This window comes from Streptomyces anandii JCM 4720, from assembly GCF_014650655.1.
GTDB lineage: Bacteria > Actinomycetota > Actinomycetes > Streptomycetales > Streptomycetaceae > Streptomyces > Streptomyces anandii.
The window spans coordinates 152,580-157,784 of the sequence record NZ_BMVJ01000017.1; the positions used below are offsets into that span (position 1 = coordinate 152,580).

At 73.9% G+C, this 5,205-nt stretch carries 4 protein-coding genes; 3 read left to right on the forward strand and 1 reads right to left on the reverse strand.

Going from position 1 to position 5,205, the window contains the following annotated elements; genetic code table 11:
* Window positions 1-1,132, reverse strand: a 1,132-nt coding sequence (locus IE249_RS26700) for an ABC transporter substrate-binding protein (RefSeq protein WP_229859330.1), incomplete at its 3' end; no start/stop codon positions are given.
* Between the two features lie 156 nt (window positions 1,133-1,288).
* Between IE249_RS26700 and IE249_RS26705 the strand changes: the two genes are divergently transcribed.
* From IE249_RS26705 to IE249_RS26715, 3 genes are all read left to right on the forward strand, one after another.
* Window positions 1,289-1,804: a PadR family transcriptional regulator gene (locus IE249_RS26705; protein WP_189708696.1), complete on the forward strand. Its 516-nt coding sequence runs from the start codon at window positions 1,289-1,291 to the stop codon at window positions 1,802-1,804.
* A complete protein-coding gene (locus IE249_RS26710; protein ID WP_189708698.1) occupies window positions 1,801-2,559 on the forward strand; it encodes an ABC transporter ATP-binding protein in 759 nt (252 codons plus the stop codon). The genes IE249_RS26705 and IE249_RS26710 overlap by 4 nt, the downstream gene beginning before the upstream one ends.
* A gap of 120 nt (window positions 2,560-2,679) precedes the next feature.
* Window positions 2,680-4,977 carry an ABC transporter permease gene (locus IE249_RS26715; protein WP_189708700.1) on the forward strand — a complete coding sequence of 766 codons (2,298 nt, stop codon included), beginning with the start codon at window positions 2,680-2,682 and terminating at the stop codon, window positions 4,975-4,977.
* The last annotated feature ends 228 nt before the right edge of the window (window positions 4,978-5,205 follow it).

The following is a 5,205-nucleotide window of genomic DNA, read 5'->3' on the forward strand; positions in this document are numbered from 1 at the left end:
GCGCGGCCGAGAGCACGGCGGCCCGCAGGGTCGGCAGATACGGGAACTGCCGTATCAGGGCGGGGTCCTGATAGAGCGCGGCGCGCACGGGCGGCAGCGCCCCCTTGGTGAGCACCTGGCGCTGGACGGGCTCACTGGTGAGGTACGCGATCAGGCGCGCGGCGGAGTCCGGGTGCCGTGCGTGCGTGTTCACGGCCAGGTTGGAGCCGCCCAGCACGCTCGTGCCCGGCCCGTTCGGCCCGGGCAGGGGCACGGCGCCGATCCGGCCGGCGACCTTGGAGCCCCTGGCGGAGGCGACGGCGTAGGCGTAGGGCCAGTTGCGCAGGAAGAGCAGGTGGCCGTCCTGGAAGGCCTGTTTGGACTCCTCCTCCTTGTACGTCAGCGCCGCCCTGGGTATCCAGCCCTCGCGGAAGCCGCGGGCGAGGAAGCCGATGCCCTCGCGGGCCGCCGCGGAGTTGACGGTGACGCGGGCGCCCTCGTCGCCGAGGATGGTCCCGCCCGCGGAGTACACCGCCTCGGCCGCGTTGACGGTCAGTCCCTCGTAGGGCAGGAACTGGCCCGCGTACCCGCCCAGTCCGTACTTGGGCGCGATGGTCTTCGCGTCGTGCTCCAGCTCGGCCCAGGTGCGCGGCGGCGGGACGCCCTCCTTGGCGAGGACGTCCTTGCGGTACAGCAGCAGCCCGGCGTTGGTGACGTAGGGGACCGCGTACAGCCGGCCGTCGTAGGTCGCCGTGTCGACGACCGGGGGCAGGAAGGTCCTCAGCGGGAAGCGGTCGCGCGGCAGCGGGCGGATCCAGCCGGCGGCGGCGAACTCCGACGTCCAGTTGACGTCGATGTTGAGCACGTCGAAGCGGCTTCGGTCGCCGCCGCGCAGGTCGGTGGTCATCTGCGCGTGCGTCTCGTCTGCGGAGTCGGGCAGCTCGACGAGGGTGACCTTCTCGGCGGGGTGGGTGCGGTTCCAGCCCTCCAGCAGGGGGCCGAGGTAGCCGGTGAGGTCCCCGGCGGTGGCGAGGGTGAGCGGGCCGCGGCCGGTGCCGGAACCCTCCTCGGCGCGCGCCCCGGAGGCGACGTAGCCGGTCATGACCACGACCAGGACGAGGAGGCCCCTACCCGCGGCGCGCATCCACCGCATAGGTTCCTCCTTGCACCCAGGCACCGGGCACCTTCGCCCGGCGTCAGGGGCCATGTATACCTGTTAGGTATGCGCGATACTAGGGCCTGGACCACAGTCCGGGACACAGTCCGGAACACATTACGCACATGACGAGGACGCGGGAGGAGAGCACGAGTGCGTCTGCACCTGCTGGCACTCCTCGCGCGCGGTCCCGCCCACGGTTACGAGCTGAAGCAGGACCTTGAGCAACTGCTGGGCTCCGCGTACCCTCAGCCGAACGTCGGCCAGATCTACGTCACCCTCGGCCGCCTCGAGAAGTCGGGACTGATCGAGGGCGAGGACGTCGAGCAGTCCAGCCGGCCGAACAAGAAGGTCTACCACCTCACCGAAGCCGGGCGGGATGCGCTGCGCGCCTGGTTCGAGGAGCCCGAGGACGAGCCGCGGGTGCGGGACGAGTTCTTCATGAAGCTCGCCCTCGCCCCGCAGACCGGCCTCGCCGAGCAGATCACCCTCATCAACAAGCAGCGGCGCCAGTACCTCAACACCATGCGCAACCTGTCGAAGCTGGCCGCCGCCGAGAACCGCGACAACCGCGTCGCCCATCTGCTGATCGAGGGCGCCATGCTGCATCTGCAGGCCGATCTCGACTGGCTGGAGCGCTGCCAGGAGGAACTGGAGGAGCTGGAGTGAGTGACGTCCTGCCTCCCGTCCTGCGGGCCGAGGGCCTCGTCAAGACCCATTACGGAGAGGGCGCGCCCGCGCACGCCGTGCGCGGGGTCGGCCTGTCGGTGGCCCGCGGCGAGTTCGTGGCGGTCACCGGCCCGTCCGGCGCCGGCAAGTCGACCCTGCTGCACCTGCTGGGCGGGCTGCAGCGGCCCGACGAGGGCAGCATCTGGCTGGACGGCCGGTGCACGGACGCCTACGGCGAGGCCCGCTGGGCGGAGGAGCGCCGCCAGTACATCGGGATCGTCTTCCAGTTCTTCAATCTGGTCTCCAACCTGTCCGTCGCGGACAACGTCGAACTGCCCGCCCTGCTCGCCGGCCGCTCGCCCAAGCAGGCCCGCGCCGGACGCGAGGAGCTCCTCGCCGAACTGGGCCTGGAGGGCAAGGAACGCAGCATGCCCGGCGAGCTGTCCGGCGGCGAGCAGCAGCGCGTCGCCCTGGCCCGCGCCCTGGTCAACCACCCGCCGCTGCTGCTGGCCGACGAGCCCGCCGGCAGCCTGGACAGCAAGGGCACCCGCGAGGTGATGCGGCTGCTGTCCCGCTTCCACCAGCGCGGCCAGACGATCGTGCTGGTCACGCACGACGCTCGGCTGGCGAGCGCGGCGGACCGGGTGATCAGCTTCTTCGACGGCCGGATCGCCGACGACGCGGAACTCGGCGGCAGCCCCGCGCGGGGCCGTGGCATCTCGGACGTGCTGGAGCTGAGGGACCGACTGCGGTGAGGGACTGAGCGCTGTGTACGACCACCCGACGCACGACCGTTCGACGCACGACGGCCCGACGCGCGACCGTTCGACGCACGACGGTCCGACGCGCCCGATCCGGTCCAGGGGCTGACGGCGGTGCGAGCCACGCTGCGCTGGGCGCACTCCGATCTGCGCACGCACCGCGGGGAGGCGCTGTTCATCGTGCTGGCAACGGCCGGCATCGTCGCCTCGCTGCTGCTGGCCACCGCGCTGTTCGGTTACGCGACCAACCCCTGGCAGCGGATCTTCACCCAGTCCCGTGGCGCCCACGTCTGGCTGCACACCGTGGGCCCGGCCGACACCGCCCGGCTCTCCGCCCTGGACGGCGTCGAGTCCGTCGCCGGCCCCTACGCCACCGAAACCGTGACCGTCTCCTCGCGCGGCACCCGCGCGAGCGTCGAACTGCGCGCCACGCCGTCGCGGCCGTCGGTGGGCCGCCCGCTGCTCACGTCCGGCCACTGGCTCGACCCCCGCGAGCCCGACGGCGTGGTCCTGGAGAACCGCCTCGCCCGGGCGCTGCTCGCCGAGCCCGGGGACACCCTCACCCTGCCCGGCACCGCGCGCAGGCTCACCGTCGTGGGCACCGCCGACAGCGCCGAGCCCCGCTACCGGCCGGGCGAGCAGCCGGGCCTGGTGTGGGCGCCGCCGCCCGCCGTGCGCGACCCCGGCGGGCGGGTGATCGGGCTGCGGCTGGCCGACCCCGACGACACGGACTACGCCGTCCAGCGCGCCGTCACCGTGCTCGGCGCCGGCGCGGTCGGCGAGGTCTCCACCTGGCAGCAGGCGAGGGCCGAGGCGCAGGGCGACAACCGGCTGCTCGGCCAGGTGCTGGGCCTGTTCGGGCTGGGCGCCCTGCTGGCGGCCGGCTTCGCGGTGCACGGAGCGATCGCCACCCGCATCCGCGGCCATCTGCGGGACATCTCGGTCCTGAAGGCGATCGGCTTCACCCCCGGCCAGGTCGTCCGGATCTTCCTGCTCCAGCATGTGGCGTACGCGCTGCTGGGCGCCGTCGCGGCGGCACTGCTGACCCAGGGGCTCGGGGCCGGGATCCCGGGCCGGCTGGGCGACGCGGTCGGGGTGTGGCAGGGCCTGCCGGGACACACCGTCTCGCTGCTGGCGGTGCCGGTGGGCGCGGTGCTGTTCATCGGCGCGGTCACCGGGCTCGCGGCCTGGCGGGCGGGGCGGGTACCGCCGGTGCCGGTGCCGCGCGGCACGGGGTCGGCCGGCGGCCGGCTGCCGGGCGTGGCGCGCCGGGCCCTCGGCCTGCGGTTGCTGGGGCTGCGGCTGCCGCCCGCGCTGGTCCTCGGCTGGCACAAGGCGTTCACCCGACGTCCGCGCACCCTGGCCACGGTGGGCAGGCTGGCCCTGCCGCTGCTGCTGATCGTGGTGGCGATGAGCGCGTGGACCACCATCGACCGCTTCCACACCAGCCCCGAACGGCTGGGTCTGCCGGCCGCGCTCACCGTCCGCGCGGACAGCGGCCTCGGTGACACGGCGGCCCGGACCCTGCTGGAACACGAACCCGGCGTGCGGGCGGTCTACCCCGGCGTGGAGGTGGCCGCCCTGGTCCCCGGCCAGACGGCGACGATCGCCCTGCGCGGCCTCGGCACCCACGACGACCCCTACCCCTACGCCCTCGCCGAGGGCCGCCCGGCCGACGGTCCCGACGAGGCGGTGGCCGGCCAGGGCCTGCTCGACCTTCTCGACGTGCGCGTCGGCGACTGGGTGCGCATGACGGTGGGCGACCAGCCGCAGATCCTGCACATCGTGGGCCGCAGCATCGAACCGGAGAACGCGGGCCGGGTCATCTCCACTTCCCTGGACACCCTGCGCGAGAACGACCCGAAGCTGACGCCGACCCTGTACCAGCTGCGGCTGCGCCCCGGTGCCGACCCCCACGAGGTCGCCGCCGTCCTGGCCGCGGCCGGCCAGGGCCACCTCGACGTGCACACCGTGACCAACCCGGCCGACGGCCTCTCCCCGCTCCGCGCGGTCATCGCCGGCCTGATCTGCGTGCTCGCGCTGATCGGCCTCATCGAGCTGCTGACCGCGATCGGCGGCACGGTCCGCGAGGGCGAGCGGGATCTGCTGGCCCTGAAGGCCATCGGCCTCTCCCCCCGCCAGATCACCGCGATCACGGTGACGTCCACCACGTGCACCGTGGCAGCGGCGATCGCCACCGCCACGGCCCTCGGCCTTCCCCTGGCCCACTGGCTGATCAACACCCAGGGCCGCACCAGCGGCATAGGCGCCGGCATCGCCACGCCCCCGTCCCCCGCACTCCTCCTCCTCTTCATCACCGCAGCCATAACAGGAGCGGCGGCCCTGTCCACCCTCCCCGCCGCAAGAGCAGCCCAGCACCGCTTGGCAGACACGCTGAGCGCGGCGGCGTAGTCAGAGGGGGGAGCGGCGGGGGTGAGCCCCTGCGGGGGGTGCAGGGGACGCAGCCCCCGGCCGGGGGTGCAAGGGGCAGAACCCCCGGTCGGGGTGCAAGGGGCGCAGCCCCCCGGCCGCCGAGGTCCGGGACGCAGCCCCCGGTCGCGGGTGCAAGGGACGGAACCCCCGGTCGGGGATGCAGGGGGCGCAGCCCCCCGGCCGCCGAGGTCCGGGACGCAGCCCCCG